Source organism: Allosphingosinicella deserti, assembly GCF_003012735.1.
GTDB lineage: Bacteria > Pseudomonadota > Alphaproteobacteria > Sphingomonadales > Sphingomonadaceae > Allosphingosinicella > Allosphingosinicella deserti.
The window spans coordinates 464,209-486,563 of record NZ_PXYI01000004.1; the positions used below are offsets into that span (position 1 = coordinate 464,209).

The following is a 22,355-nucleotide window of genomic DNA, read 5'->3' on the forward strand; positions in this document are numbered from 1 at the left end:
CGCCTAGTTCGGCGGGCGGTGGACGGCCCCGTAGCTCAGCAGGATAGAGCATCAGATTCCTAATCTGAGGGCCACAGGTTCGAATCCTGTCGGGGTCACCACCTTTGACTTTCCCGCCATCGATGTGATTTCGTGCGCTCGGTGTCGTTCGTGCATCGGACGCCATGACAAAACGGCGGAGACCAGGCTCCCCCGTTTTGCATTCATGGTCTGTGGCGCGATCACGGCGTGATCGGGACGTCCTCATTCTCATCCTCGTCGAACGGCCATGTTCCGGTGGCGAGCAGCACGCCGAACACGATCACGCTGCCGAACAGGATCGGCGCGAAGGGCGAACCGGGCGCCGCGAACGGGTTGCCGGACGCGTCTTCCACCGACGAAGATTGAGCGATTGCGGGGCTGATGGCGAGCGAAGCCGCACTGGCGGCAATAAGCGCTTTCTTGAACATCGAACGGTTTTTCCCTTTTTCCACGATCCGAAACGACAGCCGGATGTCGGGACTAGGCAAACCCGACCTGACGCCACGGGTTCCGAGCACATCTGCGAGGCGTGCGCCGGGGGCGATGGGGCGAGCCGATTCGGTGGAATTTGGCAACCCGGGACATCGACGTCACTGGAGAGGTGTGGCGGGCGCCGCTATAGGCGCCGCAAAGGAGACAGGCTTTTGGCGAATGGCGACAATCTGAGCGACGGCGATCTCGTCCGGCCGGCGCCGAAGATCGAGGTGCCGGCCGACGTCCAGGAGGCGGTGCGAACCCTCATCCGCTGGGCCGGCGACGATCCGGCGCGAGAAGGCCTGCTCGACACGCCGCTGCGGGTCGCCCGTGCATGGAAGGAATATGCCAAGGGCTATGACGAGGATCCGGCCTACCACCTCAGCCGGACCTTCGACGAGGTCGGCGGCTATGACGAGATCGTGCTGCTCAAGGACATTCCATTTCAGTCGCATTGCGAACATCACATGGCGCCGATCATTGGCAAGGCTTCGATCGCCTATTTGCCGAACGAGCGGGTGGTCGGAATTTCCAAGCTCGCGCGCGTTCTCCATGGCTTCGCGCGGCGATTGCAGGTGCAGGAACGGCTGACCGCACAGGTCGCCGATTGCGTCTGGGAGCATCTGAAGCCTCAGGGCGTCGCGGTCGTCATCGAAGCAAGCCATGCCTGCATGACCGCCCGGGGCGTCAATACGCCCGGCGTGATGATGACCACCAGCCGGATGATGGGTGTCTTCCGGCAGGACGAACGCAGCCGCCGCGAAGTGCTGGCGCTGATGGGATATTAGGAGCGCAGCAAAGTGTTACTTTGCTGCGGGCAGGGGGGCGGCTGCTGCCGGTTCTCTCGTCATCCCAGCGGACGCCGGGATCTCGTCCGGTGAAGGCTGCCGAATGCTGTGCTCTTGGCGGCCTGAGATCCCGGCGTGCGCTGGATGACGAGCGGCCATTAGCCGACGCTTTCCAGCACGGCCCTGCGCAAGCGGTCGATGCCCATGCCGCCTTCGCTCGATGTGGAGATCACTTCCGGGAAGGCGGCGACGTGCTTGCGTGCTTCCGCTGACGTGGCGGTTTCGACTTCGGCCAATTCAGTGGCTTTCACCTTGTCGGCCTTGGTGAGGACGAGCTGATAGCTGACCGCGGCGTCGTCGAGCATCTTCATGATGTCCCGATCGACGTCCTTGATGCCGTGGCGGCTGTCGATCAGCACGTATGCCCGCTTCAGCACCGCGCGGCCGCGCAGATAGTCGTTCACCAGAAAGCGCCATTTCTTGACGACGTCCTTGGGCGCCTTGGCGAAGCCGTAGCCGGGCATGTCGACCAGCCGGAAGCGCAGCGGATCGCCGACGTCGAAGAAGTTCAGCTCCTGGGTGCGCCCGGGCGTGTTCGATGTGCGGGCAAGGCCGGTACGGTTGGTCAGCCGGTTGATCAGCGACGATTTGCCGACGTTCGAGCGGCCGGCGAAGGCCACTTCCGCAGCGCCGGGATCCGGCAGGAACTTGAGCGCCGGCGCCGACTTCAGGAAGGCTATCGGCCCGGAAAAAACCTTGCGGGCGATCTCGTCCCAATCCGGCTCCGCCGCTGCGGAGCCGTCCTCGTGCGGCCCGTTCTGGTCGGGTTCGTTCTCGCTCACTTCGAGTCCACGGCGGGCGTCGCGGCCGCTGCCTGCATGCCGGGATGGCGGCTGTAGAGCCACTTCTGCTGCAGAATGGTAAGAATGTTGTTGACGGTCCAGTAGAGCTGAAGTCCCGCCGCGAACGGCGCCATGATGAACATCATCACCCAGGGCATCAGCGCAAACACCTGCTGCTGCACCGGATCGGCCTGCGGCGGATTGAGCTTGAACTGCAGCCACATGGTGATTCCAAGCAGGATCGGCAGCACGCCCAGCGCCAGGAACTGGGGCGGCGTGAAGTCGAGGAAGCCGAACAGATTGACCGGCGTCAGCGGATCAGGCGCCGAAAGATCCTTGATCCACAGAACGAACGGCTTGTGCCGCATTTCGACCGCCACAGTCAGCACTTTGTAGAGGGCGTAGAAGATCGGAATCTGGATCAGGATCGGCAGGCAGCCCGCCATCGGGTTGACCTTTTCCTCCTGATACAGCTTCAGCATTTCCTGCTGCAGCCGCGGCTTGTCCTCCTTGTGGCGTTCCTGGAGCGCCTTCATCTTGGGCTGGAGGACCCGCATCGCCGCCATCGACTTGAACTGCTTCTGGGCGATCGGGAACATCAATGCGCGCACGACCATGGTCAGGCCGATGATCGCGAAGCCGAAATTGCCGATCGTTGCGTAGAGCCAGCGCAGCAGCCAGAAGATCGGCCACATGAAGATTTCGAACCAGCCCCAGTCAATCGCCTTGTCGAACTTCTCGACGCCTGCCGCTTCGTAGCGCTCAAGCAGGTCGATCTCCTTGGCGCCGGCGAAGAAGCGCGACTGCACTCCGACCGCGCGGCCCGGATTGACGATCGCCGGCTGGCCCTGGATGTCGGCCTGAAAGCTGCCGGTCCGGCCGTGGGTGAAGGCCGTCTCGACCGCCGCACCGCGATCGGGGATAAGCGCGGTCAGCCAATATTTGTCGCCGAAGCCGAGCCAGCCGCCGGTGGTCGCGAACGGCTGGCGCGCGCCGGCCGCGAGATCGGTATAATCCCAATCGTAATTGGCAGAGCCGTTGAACACGCCGACGGGGCCGATATGATTGGTCCAGGCGGTCGGGTCCTTCGAGGCCGACGCGCGGCTGACGAGTGAATAGGGGCGGACGGCGACCGCGCCGGCCGACCGGTTCGCTATCCGCTGATCGACCGTGAACATATAGCCGTCGTCGACCGAAATCGTCATTTCGAAGGACTGGCCGCGGCCATTGTCCCAGCTGAGGCGCACGGGCGTTCCGGGCGCAAGGCGGGTGCCGCTCGCCGTCCAGACCGTGCTGGCATCGGGCGCAGCGATGCCGTCGCCGCTCCAGCCGAAACGCGCGAAATAGCTTTCGGGCGCGCCCGCCGGCGAAAGCAGCCGCACCGGCGGACTGTCCTTCTCGATCGTTTCGGTATGCTGGGTCAGAACGAGATCGTCGATCTGCGCACCCTTGAGGTTCAACGATCCTTTGAGGCGCGGCGTTTCGATTGCGATCCGCGGCGCTTCGCGAAGCACCGCGTCCCGGCTGCGGATTGCCCTGGGGGTGTCCGCCGTCGGATCGGTTCCCGGCCTGACGACCGCGACCTGCTTTCCGTCGACCGTCTTGCTGGACGGCGGGTTCGACGGGAACCAGCGGTCCGCGACGAAGGTCCAGCCGACGAGGATCAGCGCGGACAGGAGAACGAACAGGACAATGTTGCGCTTATCGTCCACCGATTATTTCCCTCATGGTGCCGTTCCAGGACTCCTTGCGGGTCATGGAACCGGATCGTGGCCAGAGCCCCCCCAGGGGTGGCATCTCGAAAGGCGTTTCGCGGCAAGCCAGCTGCCGCGCAGCGCCCCATAGCGCCGAAGCGCGGTGATTGCATAGGCCGAGCAGCTCGGCCGGAAGCGGCAGCTCGGCGGCAGGATGCGTGACGGACCGATTTGCCAGCCGCGCGCGATCAGGATCAGCAGCCTGGCTAGCATCGGTGGCACGCCGTCATCAGCCTCGAACGCGAGCCGGGGATGATCACTTTCTGAGCTTCGAAAGCGCGCGCGCGAGCTCGCTGCGCAGCAGGGCATAATCACGTTCGACGCCGCCGGCACGGCCGATCAGCACGTGATCGGCGCCGACAGCGCCTTCGCTTGGCAGGAGGTCACGCGCTAGGGCTCGGAAACGCCGTTTCATGCGATTCCGGACGACGGCGCCGCCGATCTTCTTGGTGACGGTGATCCCAAGCCGCATCGTCGGATCGCCGTCGCCGCGGCTGCGGACGAGCAAAACGAAGCCGGGCATGGGAGCCCGGCGTCCGGAATTGGCAGCAAGGAAATCGGGGCGCCGGCTGATCGTCGAAAGACGAACCATCGAATGATGTAGTGCCGAAGCGGCGCCGGAGACGACGCCGGCGCCTTCATCCGTGCCGGAGCCGGAAATTGAACCGGCGCCAGCGATCGCGCCGTCGATTAGGCCGACAGCGACTTGCGGCCGCGGGCGCGGCGCGCCGCCAGGACCTTGCGGCCTCCGACGGTCGCCTTGCGTGCCCGGAAGCCGTGACGGCGCTTGCGCACGAGATTGCTCGGTTGGAAGGTGCGCTTCATCGCTCATTCCCTTAGATCTGAAAGTGAAAGGGCCACCCAACGCGGGCGGCCTCTGTTGGCCGGGCGGATAGGCAAGAAGGGTGTGAAAGTCAATCACTCCCGCGAGGTCCGATCCGAGGAGCGATGCGGATCGGCGGAGTCTCCCACGCCGCGCTGGATTGACGCCGAGGTGAAGGTGATATCGACCCGGCGCTCGATAATCATCTCGCCGCCGCGCTCCGCCGCTGCCGCCGCGGCGGCAAGCTCCTTGTCGCGCGCCTGGCGGCGCTGCGCGCTTTGCCGCCGAAGACCCCAATCGGCCCACGCGCCCTTCTTCGGATGGGCGCGCTTGAACGCCACATATTTGCGCTTCACCCACTCGCTATATTTGAGCGCGAGCGCGAGGCCGGCGCCGAACACGAGGATCCCGCCGGGTCCGGGGAGAATGCCGGCTGCCGGCGAGACGATCATCAGCAGGAAGCCGAGCCCGACCAAGCTCGTTCGCACTGCGGGGATCTGCGTGATGGCGTGCCAGCGTTCACGAATGCTCATGCTGGGAAACGTGGGGCCGGTGTGTGAGGACTGCAAGACACCAATTTTATCGCACCATGATTTTGTCGCGAGCGAATCGTCGGAAATATTAGGAACGTCGCGGCGCCGCGCACAGCCATCCGAATGAGACCCGCCAGGTCGCTCGGCAGGCCCCGGGTGGGAGCCCTATGATTGTCCATGCAGGTCGGGCATGCCCAGATCGTGTCAGGACGTCACGAGGAGTGCGCGTCACCTGACCCGACATTGCGCAGGGCAAGAGCGAAGATTGCCGTTTCTCGCGACTGGGCGAGGAATCGTGTCCCGGTTCGTGGTGCAAATCGATCCGGCCGGCCGCCGATCACTGCCTGCCCCCTTCAGGTACATCCACCGTGCGCGTTCCGGAGATTGGAATTGTCTGCGGCCCGTCCGCCCAGTCGCTCCAGCTGTTTCGCGGCAGCTTCGGCCCGACAATGGTGGAACTCCGGGGCGGGTCTAAGGCCAGATCAGCAAGTGTCGTCTTTCCCATCGAGGAGGCGAGAAGAAAGCGCGCCACGAACAGGTGACGCTGGATCGAGCGCAGGTTTATCTGACTTTCCAACAACTCCCGGCGCGTGTCGAGAACGTCGAGCAGCGTGCGCGTGCCAAATTCGTGTTCGGCACGCGCACCCGCCAGCGCCCGCTCGTTCGCCGATACGGCCACGTTTGCCTGTTCCTCCTCTGCAAGAAGGTGATGGAAGCTCGTGAAGGTGGTCCGTACCTGACCCAGATGGTACGCTCCACGGCAATTTCTTCCTCCACCGCTGCCGCTCGCTCCCGAACACTTCGGCGGACGAGCGAGGCCGGCCCGCCCCCCTGATAGAGGGGCACCTCCGTCGTAAGCCCCAGGTCCACCGCGGTTCCTTCCTTCCGAGGCTCGAACGGCAAATCGGCACTGATCGAATCGATGTAATTGAAGTAGCGGACAGAGCTCGTTGCCCGGATGCGCGGGTTGCGCTCAGCGCGTGCGCCGCTGACCCGGGCTTTTGCAGCGGAGATCCGATATCGCGCCGCCCGAAGCGCGGGGTTGTTGTCGACGGCAATGGCGACCGCCTCCCGCTCGCTGGCAGGCATTTCGAACCTGAACGTTGGATCCTGGAGTGCATCGGGCGAGGAGCCGACCACGACGACATATTCCTGGCGGCTCCGCGTCAGGACCGCACGGGCCTCGCTCACCGAAGCACGGGCAAGAGCCAGACGCGCTTCGGATTGCGCGACGTCGGTCTTGGTCAGGTCTCCGATGCGGAACCGTGCTCGTGCAGCGCGCAGATTCATCTCCAGGTCAGTGACATTGCTTTCCGCCATTTCCACGATCGCGACGTCGCGCAGAACGTTGCCGTAAGCGACGACGGCTTCCTGGAGGGATTCGGAGACGGAATATTCCAGATCTGCTTTGCCGGCGCGATAATTCAGCTTGGCACTGCGGACCGCGTGTCGAACCCGGCCACCCTCGTAGACAGGGATCGTGGCGTACACGTCAGCTCCGGTTCGTCTGTCCGGATTGAACACGCTCGGCAGCTGGTATCTGAGATTTTCTGTGAAACTCGCCACCGCCCGCAGGGTTGGCCGCCCCTCGAGGCGGGCCGCCACGATGTCTTCGCTCTGAGCCGCGAGCTCGGCACGCCGCGGGGCAAGTCGCGGGCTGTTATCGATCGTCTGCTGAAGAGTGCTTCGAAGGTCCTGCGCGTACGCCGGCAGCGGCGAACAGATCGCCAATCCGCCCCCGAGGACCGCCGCAACCCGTGCCCATCGGCTTCTTGTGCCGGCTTTCGGCGTCGGCACCGGAGAAACCCGCACTTTGCCTGACATTCCCTTCGCCCCTCCGTCCAAAAGAGACTTGGGTGTACCAAGTCGGTCCAAATGCGATGAGGCGAATTGATGTCAGTTCGAATGCTATCTCCGCCTTGACCCGCGGTTTCCAGCAATGCCGGCATGGTCCGATCGGGCAGTCCAGTTCTGAAAAGAGCACCAAAGCGTCGGCATCGCACGGATTTCTGGTCGAGCGCTCGTTTTGATCCGATCTGCAACCTAGTTGCGTGGGCGGCTGGTGCGACACCCCGATATTGCTTGAAAGGCAATCAGTTCCGGAGGGAATGCCAAATGCGTGGCCCGGCGAGTACCCTGATCCTTTTGGCGATCGCATCGGCAAGTCAGGCCAATGCACAAGTGCACACCAGTGAAAGGCCGCAGGACAGGTTCAGCGGCGCATATGCTGGCCCGGAATTCGGGATGGTGGAACACCATTTCTACATCAGAGAGACAAACCCGCTCCTCGCGGCGTCGAGAGGCCGTTATTATCGATCGTGGAGCGCTGGTGGGGGTTTTTTCGCCGGCTATGATCTGGCGGTCGGGGCTCGTTTTGTCTTGGGTGGCGAAGCGTCGGTGGTATTCGGAGGCAATGCGCCCGAAGCGCGCTTCTCGGACGGCAGCTCGTACCGAGCGGCTCCACGCTACGGCTACAAGGTTGGGATCCGGCTCGGCAGGCGCTTCGGAGGCGAGACGCTCCTTTATGGACACGCCGGATATGGCGGTTACCATTATCGTGTCAGAGCAGCGGGCGTTTCGAACCCGAACCCGTCAGGTCACAGTTTCACCATCGGTGCAGGGGTCGAGCGTCGCCTATCTTCGAAGATCGGCGTCCGGATCGATCTCCGCCATCTAGACAATCAGATGAGCCAGCTGCTCATCGGTCTCCCCGCGCGGTTCTGACGATGCCTGCCAAGAAGATCACAGCCGTTGCTCCAGCTCTGGCACTCTCCGCCGCGGCTCTGGAAAACCGTCAGAGTGACGTGCGGGAGCTGTTGGGCACGATGGACCAACTCGTCAAATTAGCGCGGGATATCGGCTCTCGTGTTCGGGACATCCATCGCGTCAAGCCGATCTGTTCACCGATCCCCGACGCGGCAGCCGACCATGCGGCGGCGAGCGACACGCAAACCGTGGTGGACGTCGCTCTCGAACTCATCGCTCAATATCGCCGGCAGCCGCTCTTCGATGCACCAACGCTGTTCGACAATCGTAATTTGGCTCCTTATTCTCGAACTGTTCATCGCCGATTGCAAGAAAGCCGATGTCTCGGTGAAAGAAGCGTCACTCGCGCTGGGTGGGGCGACCTCGACAGCATTGAGAAGGCTGTTGACCCTCGAGCAATTGGGCATCATCAACAGCCGCGAAGATCCCGGTGACGGACGCCGACGCCTGGTGCACCTGTCCGACCGGGCCGCAAATACTGTGCGGGTCTATCTGGCGACGTGCCAGCAAAATGGCCTCGGCGTCGCACACTTTCGCCTCAGGCTCCGAATGGCGCAGGCCGACGCATCGCCCGATGCCGCTCTCGCCCCCAGCCGTGCCATCGTTCTTGAAGAGAAGAAGCCGGAGGAGCAGCTCGCGCAGCTTCTGGCTCGATCCGATTCTGAACCTAATCGGATTTCACAATCATGAGATCAGGTGAGAACATCATCTTGCCTCGGTCATTTGGCCAAGGCGAAACTTCACATGATTTGGAGAACGCGACATGCGGGAACTTTCTGTGGTTGAGCTCGACCTGGTCGTCGGCGGCATTTACTACATGGAGGATCGGCTGGACGAGGACGGCGGCGGCGGAAGCTACAGCTACGGCTCGTCGAGCCTCCTATCGAACAGCTTTGCCTTCGGCGGCTTGAACGCGTCCATCATTCTTCAGCGAGCGTAGACCGAGACGGCAAGGGGAATCGCAATGGTTCGGGCACCGGGGCAGAAGCGCCGAAGGATCTCAGCAAGAAAATGCGCGGTAGTCGTTGTCGCCGCTTCCTTCCTTGTGGCGGGGAACGCAGGAGCACGTTCCATTCTCGACGGAAAGATTTTCCAACCGGCACCCATGCCGCGACTGGTCTCCTGGGGGCAAACTCCTCCACCAGAAGATGTGCACGTAACAACCGAGGACGGCGTCACGCTTACCGGTTATCGATGGCGCCCGCGCTGTAATCAGCACGTCGCCATGGTGTTCTTCCATGGGAATGCAGGGAACCGCTTCACAGGTGCGGACTTGGCAGCGCCGCTTCGCCGGGATGACGTCGATCTGATTGTGGCATCCTACCGGGGCTATGGAGGCAATCCCGGAGAGCCCAGCGAGGAGGGGCTCTATCGCGATGCCGCGGCGTTCATCCGCGAGGCGCAGGCCTCCCGTCCCCGGAAGACATATCTCTTCGACTTCTCCCTTGGCGGCGCTGTCGCGTTGCACTCTGCCAACCGGTTCACGACCGAAGCGGTGGTGACCCTCGGCGCATTTTCGAACCTGAAAAGTGTCGCCCCGCGTCTCGTGCGGGCCTTCATTCCCTACGAATTCGACAATCTTACCAACGCGAAGAGTCTGAAGGTGCCTTGGCTTCTCCTACACGGCACTGCCGATGAGACGGTGCCGATCGCAGAGGCCGAGAAGCTCGCTGCCGCTGCGGGCACGCGGGCAACCTTCGTTCGCCTCCCGGGCGCACCACATAATGTTGCGCTCGATCAGATCGCCACGCGAATGTGGACCGCGCTCGATCCCATGCCGCCGAATCCCGAGGGACACGCCGCACAAGCGCCTGTTCCTGCTCGCTGCGGCGAGGATCCCGCTCAACCCAAAAGCTGAACGGCAGCGACGTGTCTTCGCGCTCATTCAGCGGTCGAACCAGCGGCCTCGCCTTGGGAAGCGCGACGCCTCGGCGCTTAGAGCAGTTTGCGTCTCGATAGCGCAGAACGCCCGTTGCAGATCCTTGCAACTGCCGCAATTTTCGAGTTGTCAGACGGTTCCGCCTGACGACAAATCGTCGTCGGATCAGCTGTTGCCACGTGACATGAAGTGGGCGCGGATAGCCGCGAGCTAGCGCATGCAGCGGCCCGTCTCAGGCTGCTGCAAGAAATCTGGACAACGCCTCGCGACCTTTCGCGGTCAGTTCGATCAGCGATCGCCGTGCGTCGGCCTCGTCGTCGCAGCGGGTGATGAGGTCGAGCGCGATCAGACGGTTGATCCACCGCAGCGCACTCGATTGCGACACCGAAGACGCGAGGCAGAGATTTTTGACCAATGTCTTCTCTCCGCAACCACTGCATATAAAAAGCTCTATGAGCATGTTCAACGGAACATTCTGGAACTTGTTGCCAAACAGCACGTGGCAACTGCGGCTTGTCTGGCGCATCCTCTGAGCTTTACGAAGCAGGTATCGATCACCGTCGGAGCTGGATCGATTGTGTGTTTCGATAAGCTGGCAGATGGCATTCTCAAGACCGGTTAAGATACCGTCCAGTGCAGCATCCTCCTCCTTTCTTCGCCAGATGCTTATCTCGGAGACGTGCTCCGGAGATGCCTTGGTTGATAGGAGCGAGTGGCTGGCCTTAGGTGGCGCCCGTCGGTGTTCTTTCTCATTCTTCTCAAAAATAATATTGCGTGCAATTCCGTCCCCTGCCGGAAGATACATTTTAGACATGTGCCCCCTCACGGATTTTAAGCTATGTTCCCCGGTTGATACTGATTTTCCCTTATTTTCTTTGCGTGTCGAGTGGCATGCTGAGCGTGGGGATTGTCAAAGTCAAGGCGGCAAGCCTTTCCGGAGAGTTTCTCCTAAGCGGGGAAAGAAAAGGAATCACCCGTTTCGGACGATTTTGGTAAGTTCATGTGCTGCTCCTTCATGACTCCCTTCAACCAAACCGGCGCGTTCGTGTTTCGTCAGCCGACTGCTCGTTTCAGCATTCCGCTGGCCGCGCGGGGGCGGCGGGCGAGGCGGCCGACCCGGTGTCGGAGCGGCGGCGGCCCGAAGGATGTCGCAAGATTGGAAGTGCACGCGTTGCGCCGCAGGTCTAGAGGGCGCGCAAGAAAGCAGGTGACAGACTGCGATCGATCCTGCGACACTCGGGGAAGGCGAGGGGGGCGTCTCACGATGGTGGCACATGTCGCGACGGTGGCGTTTCTGGGGCTCGAGGCTCGCGCCGTCGAGGTGCAGGTGCAGATTTCTAGCGGCCTTCCCAAATTTCTGATCGTCGGCCTTCCGGACAAGGCGGTCGCGGAGAGCCGGGAGCGGGTGCATGCGGCGCTCGCCGCGATCGGTCTGTCGCTGCCGCCCAAGCGGATCACGATCAATCTGTCGCCGGCCGACCTGCCCAAGGAAGGGTCCCACTACGATCTCCCGATTGCGCTCGGTCTGCTGGCGGCGATGGGCGCGATCGATGCCGAGATGCTGGGCGGCTATGTCGCGGTCGGCGAGCTCGGACTCGACGGACGGATCGCGCCGTGCCCGGGCGTCCTGCTCGCGGCGATGCACGCGTCGGGACGAAGCCTCGGCCTGATCTGCCCGGCGGCGCACGGCCCCGAGGCGGCCTGGGCGGGCGATGTCGAAGTGCTCGGCGCACCCGACCTGATCGCCTTGCTCAATCACTTCCGCGGCACCGGGATCCTGACGCCGCCAGTCCCCGGGATAGCCGAGGCGCCCGAATCCGGACCCGATCTGCGTCAGGTTAAAGGGCAGGAGACGGCCAAGCGCGCGCTCGAGATTGCGGCGGCCGGCGGCCATAATCTGGTGATGGTAGGGCCGCCCGGCGCCGGCAAGTCGCTGCTTGCCGCCTGCCTGCCCGGCATCCTTCCGGACCTGACGCCGGCCGAGGCGCTGGAGGTGACGATGATCGCCAGCGTCGCGGGCGATCTGCAGGATGGGCGTCTGATCCGCCGCCGGCCGTTTCGCGCGCCGCATCACAGCGCCTCATCGGTCGCCCTGGTCGGCGGCGGCCTTCGCGTGCGACCGGGGGAGGTGAGTCTCGCCCATCTCGGCGTGCTGTTCCTCGACGAACTCCCGGAGTTTCAGCGGGTGGCGCTCGATTCGCTACGCCAGCCGCTCGAGACCGGCACCGTCAGTGTCGCCCGCGCCAATGCCCATGTCACTTATCCGGCCCGAGTCCAGCTGATCGCAGCGATGAACCCGTGCCGCTGCGGCCATCTCGGCGATCCGACCCTCGCCTGCTCGCGGGCGCCGCGCTGCGCCGCCGATTATCAGGCGCGGGTGTCCGGTCCGCTGCTCGACCGGATCGATCTTCATGTCGACGTGCAGGCGGTCGCGGCCGCTGACCTCGTCCTGCCGCCGCCGGCCGAAGGCTCGGCCGAAGTCGCAGCGCGGGTGAAGGCCGCGCGCGATCTCCAGACCGTGCGCTACGAGGGCGAGGGAGTGCGCAGCAATGCCGAGGCGGACGGCAATCTGCTCGAGCGCGTCGCCACCCCCGACGAGCCCGGCCGCAGGCTGCTCGCCCAGGCCGCCGAAGCGATGCGGCTCTCCGCGCGGGGTTTCCACCGCGTGCTGCGGGTGGCGCGCACGATCGCTGATCTCGCCGGCAGCGACGGGATCGGCCGGGTCCATGTCGCGGAAGCGCTGAGCTACCGGCGTCAGGCACCGCGAAACTGAAGGAGCGCTCTTGCTGCCCACCACGCCGAAGCGGTTGGTGAGACTGGAGCGATCGCGTGCCGGACACGGAAGCAGCGAAGGCGTTGCAAGCGCCGCCCCGTCAGATCGTCGCAGGCTCGTCTCTGCTGGAGCGCGGGGCAGCCGAATCAGCCGGCGAGCCCGGCCCAGGCGCGTCTCGAAAGATCGGGCTGGAGATCCACGAGCCCTGGCGCAACACCCTCCTGCCACGGAAACAATCCCGCGCGATCGGCCCAGACCAGCTGGACGCAGGGAAAATCGGCATCTTTGTAGAACCAGCGACTCGAAAGCAGAGAGTCGGCCGCGGCGGCGGGATCGGCCGGCAGCAGGAAAATGCTTTCGCCGGACAAGACGCCCTCGATTCTTTGGCCAACGGGCAAAAGCCGACCCGCCCGGAGTAGCCGGTACATCTGGCCGAACACGTTGTGGGCAAGATCGAGTGGGAAGTCGAAGACGATCACTTCCGGTGCGGCGAGCGATCGCCAGAAGCCGGTCGTGTAACTGAACGAAGGCGCGTCGCCATCTGCGCCGACGGTTACGGAGCGCCAGCCATGGTCGCGAACGTCCTGAACAAGCTTTCGTTCATAAGGGTTGAGGGTTTCGGGGTCGTCGCCGAGCCGGGTCTCATCATCCTGCATACCGCCGCTATGGCGACCCGCTTCGCAGCGGACAACAGTCGTCGACAAGGCGGCCTCCTTCGGGCAATTCAGGCCGAGGGTCATGAGCTTGGGAGCGGCGAATGCGATTGAGTCTTGGCATGATGCTCGCAATCTCCTCCTGTCCGGCGTTCGCTCAGGCGGCGGCGGAGCCAGCACCCTCGATCCAGGTGGTCGGAGTCGGGACGGTGTCGACCAGACCGGATGTCGCGAACCTGGTCTACTGGGTGACCGGAGAGGGGAAGACTGCCGACGCTGCGAGCGCTGCGCTTGCCGCCAAGCAGAAGGCGATTGCCGACGGTCTTGCCGGCTTCCTCGGGCGTGAAGCGCGGCTGTCGTCGGGCGAGATCAGCGTCATCGAAACGCGATCGCCGGAATGCGATGGACCGGGAACCTACAATGGGCGGCCGCGGCTCAGCGAAGGCGTTTGCGCCGTCAGCGGCTATGTCGCCTCGCTCCAAGGCATGGTGCGCACCGGCGTGGTGGAGAAAGCGGCCACAGCCGCTGGACTCGCGGCGCGGCTTGGCGCCCGCGACGCAAGGGTCCAGAGCTTTCAGGTCGGCGATCTCGCCGACGCTCAGCGGCGCGCCACCGCGGCGGCGATCAGCAATGCGGAGGCAAAGGCGGAAGCCATGGCAGCAGGCGCCGGCGTGCGGCTCGGTCCATTGCTCTCGCTCAACGACCAGAGTTCCGGTTCCGACCTGGTGGTAAGCGGCGGCTTTCAAAGCTTGGCATCAGCGCCGCCGCCGCCGCCGCCGCCGGTCGCGATCGAAGTGTCCCCGCGGCCGATCGAGACGCAGGGGCGTGTCTTGGCCCGCTACGCCATCATCCGTTGATCGAACGCTTGCAGCGCAGCGTCCTTGTGACGGAACAGGCGGCGCAACACCGGCCAAGAAGGGTAGCTGCGCCCTCGCAATACGCGCGGAGTACCAGAAAAGATGAACCGTCTGGCCGGGCAACATCTCGCTTGGAGGCGCGGTTCAGCGGCCGACATGTACCGCGAAGGCGACAAGAAACGCCACCGCTGTTCCTGCCGCGATAAATTTCCCAGTCGAGTTTGGACAGCCAGCGCCGCACGCGCCGCTTACTCGATGCGCTGAGCATATGTAGATTCCCCAATAATCAAAAACTGCACGAGACAGCGGACACAGCAAGCGTGACCGTGTGCCAGGTTTCATCTTGGCGATCGTCGCGCGATTGGATGGCGACTTCGTCCACGTTCCAGTCGCAAGTCGGGTCGTCGGGGAAGTGTGGGCGGCCGGGAGCTGCACGTCGGGACGCTGTCTGAAAGGCTCGACGCGTGCGATGGTCGGCCGACCGGTCTGACGCGAGCGATTGTTGAACGAGCCGGTGCGAACCGCCGGTTGCAGCGCGCGCGTGCGTCGGCTAGCAGGCCTCGCGTGCCCCTGTGGCGGAATTGGTAGACGCACTCGACTCAAAATCGAATGCCGCAAGGCGTGCCGGTTCGACTCCGGCCGGGGGCACCAACCGCTTTTCCCGTGACGTCCGGCGAACCGCGTTCCCGATCCTGGGAGCGGTATCCGCGCCGCGAATGCACACTTGCGCTCGTGTCCGCCGACTCCGCGTGATTTCCGTCCGCGCCGCTGATAGGCTTGCCCTGTGCCCCGCGTGCGCGGCGCTGTCCGGTCATGCGCGTCATGGCCGGGTTGCGGCTCCGCGAAGGGGGCAGGAGGCGTCGCCCGGTTGGCGGCTTGAAGGGCGTTGGCGAATGAACAGATTGAAACGACCCGAGGGTCCGATCGCAGAGGAAATGCTTGTGCAAGCTGCGGGGGAACGGGGGCAAAGCCCTGGGGCTCGCAGTGGAGCAGGTCCAGGCGCAGGTGGGCAGGGCGCCACTCACTCGGGCGCGCCCATGCCGAACGATCTGGATGCGCATCACCCGGATCCGCACCATGAAGCGGAGGCGATCGCCTATCGGCGCGACCGCCTGCTCGCGGCACTCACCCTGATCGCGGGTGCCGGGCTTGCCGTGGCGCTGCCATTCGCCCTCCGTGCCGGCGCCGAATTCTTCCTGCCGGTGACCGCCGCCCTGGTGGTCGCGATCGCGCTGGTGCCGTTGCTCGAATGGCTCGAGCGCCGCGGGCTGCCCTCCGGCCTCGCCGCTTTTCTCTGCCTGCTGCTGTTCGTCGTTGCCGCCAATGTCGCGATTGCCTCGATCGTGCTGCCGGCGGCCGAATGGGTACGGCTGCTGCCCGATCGGATCGGCCGCATCCGCGACACCCTGCAGCCGGTTCTTGAAATCTATTCCGACCTTGAGCGGTTCATCAACGACATCGTCGAGGAATTCGGATCCTCGGCGCGTGCCACCCGTACGGTGCAGCTCGAAACGCCCAACTCGATGCTGGACATCATCGCTACCTCGGCGCCGCACGCCGCCATTCAGATGTTCTTCGCATTGCTGGTGATCTTCTTCTTCCTGTCCGGCTGGACGGCGATGCGGAGGCGGACGATCGTCGCCAGGGCGAGCTTCGATGGCGCGATGACCACGGCGCGGGCAATCCAGCAAGTGGTCGATGCAACGTCCACCTATCTCGGCACGATCAGCCTGGTGAACATGTCGATGGGCCTGGTGGTCGCGTTCATCCTGTGGATGCTCGACATGCCCACGCCGTTGATGTGGGGCGGCATCGTCGCGGTGCTCAACTACATTCCGTATCTCGGGCCGATCGCGTCGGTGCTGCTGCTTGCCCTCGGCGGCCTGATGGCATTCACCGATCCCTGGTATGCCTTCCTTCCTGCGGTCGCCTTCGCGATGATCCACCTGATTGAGGCCAATGTCGTCACGCCGATGCTCGTCGGCCGGCGGCTGACCATCAATCCCCTGCTGATCCTCGTCGCGTTGAGCTTCTGGGCGTGGGTGTGGGGAACAACCGGCGCACTGCTCGCGGTGCCGCTGCTGATCATCATGAAGACGGTGCTCGACGCGGCTGGCCGCCCTGACATCGCCGGCTTCCTGTTTGAGGAGGGGACGCTCACCGGCATCCATCATGATGAGCACGGCGAGGAAAATCGTGCTCCGTAGAATTACGGTATTCGATCGTGTTGACAGCTCCGGAACCGTCCCGTAATGGCCCCTCCAACGCGGGTGTAGCTCAGTTGGTTAGAGTGCCGGCCTGTCACGCCGGAGGTCGCGGGTTCGAGCCCCGTCACTCGCGCCATTTTCCAGGAGACGCAGTCGCTTAGCGACGCTCTCCTGGAAAAATGGCCTTTTCGCTCGGTGCCGAGCGCGTTCTCAAGACATCGTTAGAGTGCCCGGAAGCTTTGGCTTCGAAGGCAAGTCCGTGCGTTCGGCTCCTAACCAATGCGGTTCGCATGCCGAACCGAATATAACCGATTGTCGATGATGCTCTTAGTCTGTTGGGATCTGCCGCAGCTTGGTTGCGATGCATGATTTGGCGCCAAGCGGGCTGATGACGGAGGCTGAGAATATGGCACAGGGCCCTGGATACAGGCTGATCGATCCCAGACCGGTCGCAGCGGAGTCGCCGTACACCTTTTTCCTTCCGTCATCGGTTGAGCGCGATGCGATCGCGCTCGGAGACCAGGTGAAGCTGAAGTTCGAGCATATCCCGCCAGGTACGGAATGGGGCGTCGAGCGAATGTGGGTGACGGTCACGGACGTGGCAGAACGCGGGATCCATGGCGTGCTGGACAACCAACCGTACGAACCGACGGCTTCGATCGCGCTGGGCGATACGATCGCCTTCGCGCCGCACCATGTCATTTCAATTCGCTGGGACGATCCTGCCGCGGCTCCGCTCGTTTCCCGGCCACGGGGGCATTGGGAGCGCTGCATGGTCGACCAATGCGTGCTCGATGGCGTGGAGCCGGTCGAATATCTCTATCGCGAAACACCCGATTTGGGTGGTGCGGGCGATGAAGAGCCGGACAGCGGTTGGCGTCTGCGTGGTCGGAAGGGCGATGCGACCGACGTGGAGATCGACGCCCGGGAGGCCGCCTATGTCGCGCTCGGTGCGGTGCTCAACCGCGATGACAGCTGGCTGGCCCTGATCGACGCGCCGATCGGGTCAGCCTTCATGCGGGATTTCGCCAACGGGCGATACGAAAGGGTCGAGCGCTAGAGGAGTCCTCCGGAGGGGACAATGGCAACAAGGCATGGGGCGATGAAGCCCGCCTGCACCATCAACCCGGCCCGAATTGTTGGAGGTTCGCCCGGCTGTACCACCGAGCCCGCATGCGTTGGTGACAGAACGGACCGGGTATCTGCGTGAGCGCTGCCGCCCTGTTCATGCTGTCGTGGTCGAGCGCTGGTCAGGCGCGCCATTTCCCCGTTTCCATCCAGCGGAGGAGGGGTTTGAGCGGCAGGATCCAGACGATACCGGCGACGGTGAAGTAGAGGGCAAGGACGGGCCAGGGCCACCCCGTCATCAGATCCGCGACGCTGGCGACGAGCATGGCCCAGAGGGTGATGAGGGCAAGGATCAGGAAGATCCCGGCTGGCTTTCGCCACGTCGGTTGGTTCGGTCGGGTCTCGGTCATCGGCAGCCGATCCATTCGCCGGGGGTTGCGATCGCGTCCAGGGGAACGTCCCAGGGATCGGCGGCGATCGGCGCATCCAAGATCTGGAATTCCCACGCGAGGCCGATGGTGAACACCGCGCCGCCTTCCCGCAAATGGGCGAGGGCACGATCGTAATGGCCCTTGCCGTGGCCGATGCGGCTGCCGGCGCGGTCGGCGGCAACAAGCGGGACGAGCACCACATCCGGTGCCAGCGCGTCGGAGGAGGCGGGCGGTTGCAGCACGCCCCACGGGCTCGGCTCTTCGGCAGGCGCCTCGCGGAACAGCATGCGGGCATCGCGATCGAGGAACCAGGGCAGGGCGGCGCGCTGGCCGGGGGTAAGCGCTTCGAGAACCGGATAGGGGCTGATCTCGTCCTTGAGCGGATGATAGCCGGCGACGGTCCGGGCGCCGAGCAGATGCGGCAGCACGCATTGGGCGAGCTTGGCCTCGAGATCGGCGCGAAGATCGGGGGTGAGCGAGCGGGCGTAGAGGCGCCGTTCCGCCAGCATGCGGGTGCGCATTTCCGGTTTGGGGATCAAGCTCGGCTCCATACGGGCCTGGAGGGTGACGGGACCACCATAGCCGTTTGCTGGAAGATCCTCTGACGCCAGAACGTCAGGTGGGAGCCATTTAGACCGGACCAGGATCCGACCAGGGACAGCCCCCTAGGATGTAATTATCGCCTCAGGGATGCTTCGCTAAAGCTCGTACACGGCAGTACCCGTCAGCATCCTATTTAGGAGGTCTGTGCCTCGGTCTCAAGGGTCCCAGCGACGGATTCCATCCGAGCCGCGAGGCGCTCCAGCGCATCGGCGATTTCGCTGTCGTCGGTTTCGAACGGGCTGGCGTGGGCCGCCGGGTCGTGACCCGCGCGACGTTCGAGCACTTCATCGGCAAGCAGCAACGAGGCGAACAGCAATTGGCGATTCTCGCCGAGATTGCCGAGCGCATCGTTCGCATCCTTTGCCTTGCGGTCGACGATCGCGGCCACCGATCGGAGATGGTCCTCCTCCCCGGTGCGGCATGCGATCGAGTAACGGCGATTGCCGATCTCGACCTCGACGTTGGGCATCAACCTCTCCCTTGGGTGTCCAGCAACCTGTCGATCTCGCCGATCGCACCTTCCACCTTGGTGCGTAGAGCAAGATGATTGCGGCGGAGAGTGTCCACGTTCTCGGCGCCAGGGGGGGGCGTGCGGCTCGCGCCGGCGTTCGCCTCGATACGTGCAAGCGCACGCTCAATCCGGCCAAGTGCCGCGCTCGTTCTTTCACGCCCCATGCAGCCTTATAGCACGTTCGGTCGTGCGGGGGAAATGGGTAGCAGCGGCTGAACCTTTTCGCAGCTGCACCCGCGGTGTTGACGGGGCGGCTTCCGTCTCTAAAGGAGCGGTCGAGCGGGGCGCATGCCGGGGAGCCTGCCTCGCCGCCCGTTCGGGCGCTCCGTCTTTGGGAAGAACCATGGCCCTCGAACCGAGACTGCTCGCCAACGCCATTCGCGCCCTTGCGATGGACGCTGTCCAGGCGGCCAATTCCGGGCATCCCGGCATGCCGATGGGGATGGCCGATGTCGCAACCGTGCTGTTCACCGAACATCTGAAGCACGATCCAAGGGATCCCGCCTGGCACGACCGCGATCGCTTCGTGCTGTCGGCCGGCCACGGCTCGATGCTGATCTATGCGTTGCTGCACCTCACCGGCTACGACCAGCCGACGATCGAGGACATCCGCAATTTCCGGCAGATGAACAGCGTCTGCGCGGGCCACCCTGAGAATTTCCTGATCCCCGGGATCGAGGCGACCACCGGTCCGCTCGGCCAGGGCCTGGCGATGGCCGTTGGAATGGCGATTGCCGAACGTCACCTCAATGCGAGCTTCGGCGACGATCTCGTCGACCACAAGACCTGGGTCATCGCCGGCGACGGCTGCCTGATGGAAGGCGTCAACCACGAAGCCGCGGGACTTGCGGGCCATCTCGGCCTCGGGCGCCTCAACGTGTTCTGGGACGACAACCAGATCACCATCGATGGCGCCACCAGCCTGTCGACCTCCGAGGATATTCCCGCGCGCTACCGCGCTTACGGCTGGCACGTGGTCGCATGCGATGGCCATGATTATGACAGCATCCGGGCCGCGATCGCCGAGGCGGTGGCGGATCCGCGGCCGTCGCTGATCGCCTGCCGGACGATCATCGGCTGGGGCGCGCCCAACAAGATGGGCACCTCGGCGACCCACGGCGCCGCGCTGGGTGTCGACGAAGTCAAGGCGGCGCGCGAGCACCTCGTATGGGACAGCGAGCCGTTCGAAATCCCGCAGCCGATCATGGAGGCCTGGCGCGACTCCGGCCGGCGCAGCGCCCACCTCCACGAGGAATGGCGCGCGCGCCTCGCCGCTTCACCGCAGGGCGAGGAGCTGGTCCGGCGCATGGAAGGCCGTCTGCCTGCCGACACCGGACTTGCCGCCCATCTCGACGCGCTCGCCGCCAATCCGCAGAAGATCGCGACTCGCAAGGCCTCTGAAATCGCGCTCGAGGCGATCAACGCGGCGATTCCCGAGACGCTGGGCGGCTCGGCCGATCTTACCGGGTCCAACAACACCAAGACCAAGGGCCAGACGGCGCTGACCCGCGACGATTATGCCGGGCGCTACATCTATTACGGAATTCGCGAGTTCGGCATGGCGGCGGCGATGAACGGCATGGCGCTGCACGGCGGCGTCATTCCCTATGGCGGCACCTTCCTGGTCTTCTCCGATTATTGCCGGCCGGCGATCCGGCTCGCCGCGCTGCAGCGGATACGGTCGATCTTCGTCATGACCCACGATTCGATCGGCCTCGGCGAGGACGGCCCGACTCACCAGCCGGTCGAGCATGTCACCAGCCTGCGGATGATCCCGAACCTCGCCGTGTTCCGGCCCGCCGACGTCGTCGAGACCGCCGAATGCTGGGCGCTGGCGCTGGAGCGGCGCGATGGACCGTCGCTGCTGGCACTGACCCGGCAGAACCTGCCGCAAGTGCGGACCGAGCGCAGTCGCGAGAATTTGTCGGCCCGCGGGGCTTATCGCCTGCGCGCAGCCTCAGCGGCGCGGAAGGTAGTGCTGGTCGCGACCGGCTCCGAGGTCGAGCTGGCGCTTAAGACCGCGGACGTGCTTGAAGGGCAGGGGATCGGTGCCGACATCGTGTCGATGCCGTGCTGGTCGCTGTTCGATGCGCAGGACGAGGGCTATCGCGCCGACGTCCTGCCCGCAAACGTGCTGACCGTCTCGATCGAGGCCGGGACCACGCTCGGGTGGGAACATTATACGGGGCGCGACGGCATTCGCATCGGCCTCGACCGCTTTGGCGCTTCGGCTCCCGCCGAAGACCTTTTCCGCCGCTTCGGCTTCACCGTCGAAGCGATCGTGCCGCAAATCACAGCGGCACTCGAAACCAAGGGAGATCAGTGACATGGCCACAAGAGTAGCGATCAACGGCTTCGGGCGCATCGGGCGCCTCGTCGCCCGCGCCATCCTCGAAAAGCCGGAGAGCGGCCTCGAGCTCGTCTCGATCAACGATCTCGCCGACGCCAGGTCGAATGCGCTGCTGTTCAAGCGCGACAGCGTTCACGGCACCTACAAGGGTGAGGTTCATGCAGAGGGCAACGACCTGATCATCGACGGGCGTCGTATCCACGTCACCGCCGAGCGCGATCCCGCCAAGTTGCCGCACGCCGCCAACAATATCGACATCGCGCTGGAATGCACCGGCTTCTTCACCGATCGTGACAAGGCTTCGGCCCACCTCACCGCCGGTGCGAAGAAAGTTCTGATCTCGGCCCCTGCCAAGGGCGTCGATCTGACCGTCGTGTTCGGCGTCAATGACGACAAGCTCGAGGCCGGCCACACGATCGTCTCGAACGCCTCGTGCACCACCAATTGCCTTGCGCCGGTCGCCAAGGTGCTGAACGACACGATCGGCATCGAACGCGGCCTGATGACCACGATCCACAGCTACACCAACGATCAGAAGATCCTCGACCAGATCCATCCCGACATGCGCCGCGCCCGCGCCGCGGCGATGTCGATCATTCCGACCACCACCGGCGCGGCCCGCGCTGTCGGAGAGGTGCTGCCGGAATTGAAGGGCAAGCTCGACGGGTCCGCGATCCGCGTGCCGACCCCGAACGTCAGCCTGGTCGACCTCACCTTCACGCCGAAGCGCGACACCAGTGTCGAGGAAGTGAACGGCGTGCTACGCGCCGCCTCGGAAGGTGCGCTCAAGGGCATCCTCCAATATATCGAGGAGCCGCTGGTCTCGATCGACTTCAACCACGATCCGCACAGCTCGAGCGTCGACAGCCTCGAAACCGCGGTGCTCGAAGGCAAGCTCGTCCGGGTGGTGTCGTGGTACGACAATGAATGGGGTTTCTCGAACCGCATGGTCGATACGGCCAGCGCGATGGGCAAGCTCTGATGGACGAGGCGCCCGGCACCATTTGCCGGGCGCCTTTTTC

At 64.3% G+C, this 22,355-nt stretch carries 25 protein-coding genes and 3 tRNA genes; 14 read left to right on the plus strand and 14 right to left on the minus strand.

Translation table 11 applies throughout. The annotated features are described in order from the left end of the window. Window positions 1-24: 24 nt before the first annotated feature. Window positions 25-101: transfer RNA gene (locus C7I55_RS14310), tRNA-Arg, on the plus strand. 120 nt (window positions 102-221) lie between these two features. Here C7I55_RS14310 and C7I55_RS14315 read toward each other — a convergent pair. Continuing rightward, entirely contained in the window at window positions 222-449 is a 228-nt protein-coding gene (locus C7I55_RS14315; protein WP_106513642.1) for a hypothetical protein, read from the minus strand. 216 nt (window positions 450-665) lie between these two features. Here C7I55_RS14315 and folE point away from each other — a divergent pair, with 216 nt between their 5' ends. Then, a complete protein-coding gene (gene folE, locus C7I55_RS14320; protein WP_106513643.1) occupies window positions 666-1,283 on the plus strand; it encodes a GTP cyclohydrolase I FolE in 618 nt (205 codons plus the stop codon). A gap of 158 nt (window positions 1,284-1,441) precedes the next feature. Here the strand turns inward: folE and yihA are convergent, their stop codons facing one another. From yihA to C7I55_RS14360, 8 genes are all read right to left on the minus strand, one after another. Then, on the minus strand, window positions 1,442-2,050 hold the full coding sequence (gene yihA / locus C7I55_RS14325; protein WP_233222233.1) for a ribosome biogenesis GTP-binding protein YihA/YsxC: 609 nt from the start codon (window positions 2,048-2,050) through the stop codon (window positions 1,442-1,444). A 71-nt stretch (window positions 2,051-2,121) separates the two neighbouring features. Next, window positions 2,122-3,837 (minus strand): membrane protein insertase YidC, encoded by a 1,716-nt coding sequence (yidC, locus tag C7I55_RS14330; RefSeq protein WP_106513645.1) that lies wholly within the window; start codon window positions 3,835-3,837, stop codon window positions 2,122-2,124. Window positions 3,838-3,879: 42 nt separating this feature from the next. Next, window positions 3,880-4,092, minus strand: coding sequence for a membrane protein insertion efficiency factor YidD (gene yidD, locus C7I55_RS14335; RefSeq protein ID WP_106513646.1), 213 nt, complete (start codon window positions 4,090-4,092; stop codon window positions 3,880-3,882). 43 nt (window positions 4,093-4,135) lie between these two features. Continuing rightward, window positions 4,136-4,471 carry a ribonuclease P protein component gene (gene rnpA, locus C7I55_RS14340; RefSeq protein WP_106513647.1) on the minus strand — a complete coding sequence of 112 codons (336 nt, stop codon included), beginning with the start codon at window positions 4,469-4,471 and terminating at the stop codon, window positions 4,136-4,138. A gap of 98 nt (window positions 4,472-4,569) precedes the next feature. Next, the gene (gene rpmH / locus C7I55_RS14345) at window positions 4,570-4,704 is read right to left on the minus strand and encodes a 50S ribosomal protein L34 (protein ID WP_106513648.1); all 135 of its coding nucleotides are present in this window, start codon (window positions 4,702-4,704) and stop codon (window positions 4,570-4,572) included. Window positions 4,705-4,797: 93 nt separating this feature from the next. After that, a complete protein-coding gene (locus tag C7I55_RS14350) occupies window positions 4,798-5,235 on the minus strand; it encodes a hypothetical protein (protein WP_199192833.1) in 438 nt (145 codons plus the stop codon). Between the two features lie 337 nt (window positions 5,236-5,572). Further along, window positions 5,573-5,914 (minus strand): TolC family protein, encoded by a 342-nt coding sequence (locus C7I55_RS29475; RefSeq protein ID WP_408640607.1) that lies wholly within the window; start codon window positions 5,912-5,914, stop codon window positions 5,573-5,575. Further along, entirely contained in the window at window positions 5,797-7,059 is a 1,263-nt protein-coding gene (locus C7I55_RS14360; protein WP_106513650.1) for a TolC family protein, read from the minus strand. The genes C7I55_RS29475 and C7I55_RS14360 overlap by 118 nt, the downstream gene beginning before the upstream one ends. A gap of 291 nt (window positions 7,060-7,350) precedes the next feature. Between C7I55_RS14360 and C7I55_RS14365 the strand changes: the two genes are divergently transcribed. From C7I55_RS14365 to C7I55_RS14375, 4 genes are all read left to right on the plus strand, one after another. After that, window positions 7,351-7,959 carry an outer membrane protein gene (locus tag C7I55_RS14365; protein ID WP_158266427.1) on the plus strand — a complete coding sequence of 203 codons (609 nt, stop codon included), beginning with the start codon at window positions 7,351-7,353 and terminating at the stop codon, window positions 7,957-7,959. Window positions 7,960-8,163: 204 nt separating this feature from the next. Continuing rightward, window positions 8,164-8,691 (plus strand): helix-turn-helix domain-containing protein, encoded by a 528-nt coding sequence (locus C7I55_RS14370; RefSeq protein ID WP_146151027.1) that lies wholly within the window; start codon window positions 8,164-8,166, stop codon window positions 8,689-8,691. Window positions 8,692-8,764: 73 nt separating this feature from the next. Next, window positions 8,765-8,941, plus strand: a complete 177-nt coding sequence (locus C7I55_RS28180) for a hypothetical protein (RefSeq protein WP_158266428.1) — start codon at window positions 8,765-8,767, stop codon at window positions 8,939-8,941. Window positions 8,942-8,965: 24 nt separating this feature from the next. After that, on the plus strand, window positions 8,966-9,859 hold the full coding sequence (locus tag C7I55_RS14375) for an alpha/beta hydrolase (protein WP_146151028.1): 894 nt from the start codon (window positions 8,966-8,968) through the stop codon (window positions 9,857-9,859). A gap of 253 nt (window positions 9,860-10,112) precedes the next feature. On the opposite strand, the gene C7I55_RS14380 is transcribed toward C7I55_RS14375, so the two are convergent. Beyond that, the gene (locus C7I55_RS14380; protein WP_106513654.1) at window positions 10,113-10,694 is read right to left on the minus strand and encodes a MarR family winged helix-turn-helix transcriptional regulator; all 582 of its coding nucleotides are present in this window, start codon (window positions 10,692-10,694) and stop codon (window positions 10,113-10,115) included. Window positions 10,695-11,144: 450 nt separating this feature from the next. Between C7I55_RS14380 and C7I55_RS14385 the strand changes: the two genes are divergently transcribed. Continuing rightward, window positions 11,145-12,653 (plus strand): YifB family Mg chelatase-like AAA ATPase, encoded by a 1,509-nt coding sequence (locus C7I55_RS14385; RefSeq protein ID WP_106513655.1) that lies wholly within the window; start codon window positions 11,145-11,147, stop codon window positions 12,651-12,653. Between the two features lie 146 nt (window positions 12,654-12,799). On the opposite strand, the gene C7I55_RS14390 is transcribed toward C7I55_RS14385, so the two are convergent. Then, a complete protein-coding gene (locus tag C7I55_RS14390; RefSeq protein ID WP_158266429.1) occupies window positions 12,800-13,357 on the minus strand; it encodes a DUF4262 domain-containing protein in 558 nt (185 codons plus the stop codon). A 53-nt stretch (window positions 13,358-13,410) separates the two neighbouring features. Here C7I55_RS14390 and C7I55_RS14395 point away from each other — a divergent pair, with 53 nt between their 5' ends. The 5 genes from C7I55_RS14395 (at window position 13,411) to C7I55_RS14415 (ending at window position 17,430) form a co-directional block, all read left to right on the plus strand. Continuing rightward, complete coding sequence (locus tag C7I55_RS14395; RefSeq protein ID WP_106513657.1) at window positions 13,411-14,163, plus strand: SIMPL domain-containing protein; 753 nt, start codon at window positions 13,411-13,413, stop codon at window positions 14,161-14,163. Window positions 14,164-14,729: 566 nt separating this feature from the next. After that, window positions 14,730-14,814, plus strand: a tRNA-Leu gene (locus tag C7I55_RS14400). A gap of 386 nt (window positions 14,815-15,200) precedes the next feature. After that, window positions 15,201-16,370, plus strand: a complete 1,170-nt coding sequence (locus C7I55_RS14405; protein WP_106513658.1) for an AI-2E family transporter — start codon at window positions 15,201-15,203, stop codon at window positions 16,368-16,370. 59 nt (window positions 16,371-16,429) lie between these two features. Next, window positions 16,430-16,506, plus strand: a tRNA-Asp gene (locus C7I55_RS14410). A gap of 270 nt (window positions 16,507-16,776) precedes the next feature. Further along, entirely contained in the window at window positions 16,777-17,430 is a 654-nt protein-coding gene (locus C7I55_RS14415; protein WP_158266430.1) for an immunity protein Imm33 domain-containing protein, read from the plus strand. 190 nt (window positions 17,431-17,620) lie between these two features. On the opposite strand, the gene C7I55_RS14420 is transcribed toward C7I55_RS14415, so the two are convergent. The 3 genes from C7I55_RS14420 to C7I55_RS14430 form a co-directional block, all read right to left on the minus strand. Then, window positions 17,621-17,848, minus strand: coding sequence for a DUF2842 domain-containing protein (locus tag C7I55_RS14420; protein WP_106513903.1), 228 nt, complete (start codon window positions 17,846-17,848; stop codon window positions 17,621-17,623). Continuing rightward, complete coding sequence (locus tag C7I55_RS14425; RefSeq protein ID WP_158266431.1) at window positions 17,845-18,408, minus strand: 5-formyltetrahydrofolate cyclo-ligase; 564 nt, start codon at window positions 18,406-18,408, stop codon at window positions 17,845-17,847. Before C7I55_RS14425 ends, C7I55_RS14420 begins: the two co-directional genes overlap by 4 nt. Window positions 18,409-18,605: 197 nt before the next feature. Beyond that, entirely contained in the window at window positions 18,606-18,941 is a 336-nt protein-coding gene (locus C7I55_RS14430; protein WP_106513661.1) for a cell division protein ZapA, read from the minus strand. Between the two features lie 385 nt (window positions 18,942-19,326). Between C7I55_RS14430 and tkt the strand changes: the two genes are divergently transcribed. Together tkt and gap are read left to right on the plus strand one after the other, a co-directional pair. Further along, complete coding sequence (tkt, locus tag C7I55_RS14435; RefSeq protein WP_106513662.1) at window positions 19,327-21,309, plus strand: transketolase; 1,983 nt, start codon at window positions 19,327-19,329, stop codon at window positions 21,307-21,309. Between the two features lies 1 nt (window position 21,310). Further along, window positions 21,311-22,315, plus strand: a complete 1,005-nt coding sequence (gap, locus tag C7I55_RS14440; RefSeq protein WP_106513663.1) for a type I glyceraldehyde-3-phosphate dehydrogenase — start codon at window positions 21,311-21,313, stop codon at window positions 22,313-22,315. The last annotated feature ends 40 nt before the right edge of the window (window positions 22,316-22,355 follow it).

Excerpts from the sequence above, each read along its gene's own strand:
- rnpA (WP_106513647.1), bottom strand. The coding sequence starts at position 4,471 with ATGGTTCGTCTTTCGACGATCAGCCGGCGCCCCGATTTCCTTGCTGCC.
- C7I55_RS14430 (WP_106513661.1), bottom strand. The coding sequence starts at position 18,941 with ATGCCCAACGTCGAGGTCGAGATCGGCAATCGCCGTTACTCGATCGCA.
- C7I55_RS14350 (WP_199192833.1), bottom strand. The coding sequence starts at position 5,235 with ATGAGCATTCGTGAACGCTGGCACGCCATCACGCAGATCCCCGCAGTG.
- C7I55_RS14375 (WP_146151028.1), top strand. The coding sequence starts at position 8,966 with ATGGTTCGGGCACCGGGGCAGAAGCGCCGAAGGATCTCAGCAAGAAAA.
- C7I55_RS14415 (WP_158266430.1), top strand. The coding sequence starts at position 16,777 with ATGGCACAGGGCCCTGGATACAGGCTGATCGATCCCAGACCGGTCGCA.
- rpmH (WP_106513648.1), bottom strand. The coding sequence starts at position 4,704 with ATGAAGCGCACCTTCCAACCGAGCAATCTCGTGCGCAAGCGCCGTCAC.
- C7I55_RS28180 (WP_158266428.1), top strand. The coding sequence starts at position 8,765 with ATGCGGGAACTTTCTGTGGTTGAGCTCGACCTGGTCGTCGGCGGCATT.
- tkt (WP_106513662.1), top strand. The coding sequence starts at position 19,327 with ATGGCCCTCGAACCGAGACTGCTCGCCAACGCCATTCGCGCCCTTGCG.
- C7I55_RS14360 (WP_106513650.1), bottom strand. The coding sequence starts at position 7,059 with ATGTCAGGCAAAGTGCGGGTTTCTCCGGTGCCGACGCCGAAAGCCGGC.
- C7I55_RS14365 (WP_158266427.1), top strand. The coding sequence starts at position 7,351 with ATGCGTGGCCCGGCGAGTACCCTGATCCTTTTGGCGATCGCATCGGCA.
- C7I55_RS14395 (WP_106513657.1), top strand. The coding sequence starts at position 13,411 with ATGCGATTGAGTCTTGGCATGATGCTCGCAATCTCCTCCTGTCCGGCG.
- C7I55_RS14380 (WP_106513654.1), bottom strand. The coding sequence starts at position 10,694 with ATGTCTAAAATGTATCTTCCGGCAGGGGACGGAATTGCACGCAATATT.
- gap (WP_106513663.1), top strand. The coding sequence starts at position 21,311 with ATGGCCACAAGAGTAGCGATCAACGGCTTCGGGCGCATCGGGCGCCTC.
- C7I55_RS14420 (WP_106513903.1), bottom strand. The coding sequence starts at position 17,848 with ATGACCGAGACCCGACCGAACCAACCGACGTGGCGAAAGCCAGCCGGG.
- C7I55_RS14385 (WP_106513655.1), top strand. The coding sequence starts at position 11,145 with ATGGTGGCACATGTCGCGACGGTGGCGTTTCTGGGGCTCGAGGCTCGC.
- C7I55_RS14315 (WP_106513642.1), bottom strand. The coding sequence starts at position 449 with ATGTTCAAGAAAGCGCTTATTGCCGCCAGTGCGGCTTCGCTCGCCATC.
- C7I55_RS14405 (WP_106513658.1), top strand. The coding sequence starts at position 15,201 with ATGCCGAACGATCTGGATGCGCATCACCCGGATCCGCACCATGAAGCG.
- C7I55_RS14370 (WP_146151027.1), top strand. The coding sequence starts at position 8,164 with ATGCGGCGGCGAGCGACACGCAAACCGTGGTGGACGTCGCTCTCGAAC.
- yidD (WP_106513646.1), bottom strand. The coding sequence starts at position 4,092 with ATGCTAGCCAGGCTGCTGATCCTGATCGCGCGCGGCTGGCAAATCGGT.